Consider the following 2,608-nt stretch of genomic DNA (forward strand, 5'->3'; position numbering starts at 1 on the left):
AACGCTTGACGATCTCGGCCGATTCCGGCTCGTAGTCGAACCCGTGCGAGCGGGCCCAGGACCGGCGGCGCCGGCCGTGGTTGTGCCGTCGGTCGAGGTCGACGTACAGCAGCACACCCGCGGTCACGAAACAGAGCGCGGACAACGTGAACCAAAGCGGCACCATTAGCCCTAGCCTATCTGCTGCCGGCGGCGATTCCCGAACTCGCGGCGATCACAACCACGTCACGCGGCCGTGCCCTAGCCCGAGTTTCCGGGCTAGTTCGATCTTGAATTCTGGGCGGTTCCGCGGATAGTGGCTGACCTGCGGCGACATGCCGCGCGGGTGGTTGACTTCGGGCCGAAAGTTGTATTACCTAAATGGGTGACGTCGGTGATCAGCAAGAAGATCGGCGGGAAGACGTACTACTACCTGGCGACCTCGGCGCGGGTGGACGGGCGCCCGCGGATCGTGGAGCAGCGGTACCTGGGTACCGCTGCCGAGATCGAGCGGGCGGTCGACGGCGCCACCGCGATGCCCTCGCGGACAAGGCATCTGGGGTTCGGTGACCTGGCCGCGGCGTGGTCGGTGATCGACCGGCTCGGGGTGATGGGCGTGGTCGACGAGGTCCTCGGGGCGCGGCGATCGGATGCGGGCGCCTCGGTGGGCACCTACCTCGCGTTGGCCGCCGTGAACCGGGTGGTGGCGCCGCGGTCGAAGCTGGCCTTCGCCGACTGGTGGACACGCACCGCCGGGGATCGGCTGGTCAAGCTGCCGGCCGGCGCGGTGGATCATCGCCGGTTCTGGGACGCGATGGACGCGGTCGACGTCGACCGGCTCGACGAGATCGAGGCACGGGTCGCCGCGCGGGTGATCACCGAGTACGGGGTCGACACCTCGTCGATGGCGCTGGACATGACCAACTTCGCCACCTACATCGACTCGACCAACGACAAGGCGCCGATCGCGCAGCGGGGCAAGGCGAAACAGAAACGCTCGGACCTACGGCTGGTCGGGCTCGGTCTGGTCGTCACCCGCGACGGCGGCATCCCACTGCTCAGCCGCGCCTACCCGGGCAACAAGCCGGACGTGACCCAGTTCGCCGCGATGATCGGCGAACTCGCCGCACGGCACCGCGCGCTGGGCGCCGACCCCGCCGATCTGACCGTCGTCTTCGACGCCGGACAGAACAGCGAACCGAACTTCACCACCCTCACCGACGCGCGGCTGCACTACGTGGGGTCGCTGCCACCCTCGGATCACCCCGGCCTGCTGGCCATTCCACGATCGGCGTACCGGCCGGTCGCCGGGTTCGACGGCGTGACCGCCCACGAGGTCGCGGTGACCGCGCTCGGGCTCGATCACCGCGGGGTACTCACCCATTCGGCCGAGCTGCACGCCGGCCAGGCCCGCGGGTTGGATCAGACCCTGGCCAAAGCCGACGCCAAGCTGACCACGATCGCCGAGGCCCTCGCCGGTGGCCGCGGCCGGCGCAACCGCGGCCAACTCGAGGCCGCCGTCGCCAAGATCACCGACCAACGGTGGGTCCGCGACGTGCTGAGCGCCACCATCACCGGTGACACCCCGACCGGCATGCGGCTGTCCTGGCGTGTCGACGAATCCGCCCGCGCCGCACTGCAAGACCGCACCTTCGGCAAACGCGTCCTGATCACCGACCGGCACGACTGGAGCACCGCCGAGGTCGTCGCCGGCTACCGATCCCAATCCGACGCCGAGTTCGGATTCCGCCAACTCAAAGACCCTCACGTCGTGTCGTTCACCCCCATGCACCACTGGACCGAGCAGAAGATCCGGGTGCACACCTTCTACTGCGTGCTCGCCCTGACCGTGGCGCACCTGATGCGCCGCCACGCCCACCAGCACGACCTCGACCTGTCCGTGCCGGCACTGCTCGACGCGCTGGCAGGCATCCAGGAAACGGTCCTGCTCTACCCCGGCGACCGCGGCCGCCCCAAAGCCCGCCGCATCCTCACCGACCGCGACCCCACCCAGCAGCGCCTCTACCAGATCTTCGGTCTCGACCGCTGGGGACCACCACAGTTAGGTAATACGCCGAGCCAACCCGAAAAACATCGATGACCTGCACAAACACACAACAAGATCAACTTATCCAGGAAACTCGGGCTAGAACGTCAGTTCATGTTCCAGGTTTCGCCGTAGGTGGTGACGCTGTCGCCCTGCTTGGAGATCAACCGAGCGAACGGACGCAGCAGCACACCACCGGCGGCACCGGTCACCGTGCCATGCGCATTGCTCACCGACACACCACCGTGTGGACCGGCCACATCCACCGAGAACGTCGCCACTTCCTGAATTCCGGGGCCGTTGCCCAGATCCGCACTGATCGAGGCACCCGGCAGCAGCGGCGGAGTCGTGATCAACGTGCCGGCGGGGTTAAACACCGGCGTCTGGTCGAAGTTGAAGTTCGGCGTGGTGTAACTGAAGTTCAGCCCCACCCCCAGCGACCAGGGGAACCCGATCTGATACCCCAGCTCCAACGTGCCCTCGAATTTGTCGGCACCCGGCCCGGCCACGTCGTAGATCGCCCGACCCGAATGAAACCACTCACGCGTCAGCCGGTTGCGGTCCAACGGAAACACTCCATTG

Annotated in this window: 2 protein-coding genes and 1 pseudogene; 1 reads left to right on the forward strand and 2 read right to left on the reverse strand. The window is 67.3% G+C overall.

Annotated elements, in window-relative coordinates; translation table 11 throughout:
• A pseudogene (locus VML93_RS21620) lies at positions 1-166 on the reverse strand (hypothetical protein); the annotation flags it as partial.
• Positions 167-364: 198 nt separating this feature from the next.
• Between VML93_RS21620 and VML93_RS21625 the strand changes: the two are divergent.
• Positions 365-2,080 (forward strand): IS1634 family transposase, encoded by a 1,716-nt coding sequence (locus VML93_RS21625; RefSeq protein WP_325613837.1) that lies wholly within the window; start codon positions 365-367, stop codon positions 2,078-2,080.
• A 53-nt stretch (positions 2,081-2,133) separates the two neighbouring features.
• Here the strand turns inward: VML93_RS21625 and VML93_RS21630 are convergent.
• Positions 2,134-2,608, reverse strand: a 475-nt coding sequence (locus tag VML93_RS21630) for an MspA family porin (protein WP_325613839.1), incomplete at its 5' end; no start/stop codon positions are given.

The organism is Mycobacterium sp. (genome assembly GCF_035499775.1).
Lineage (GTDB): Bacteria > Actinomycetota > Actinomycetes > Mycobacteriales > Mycobacteriaceae > Mycobacterium.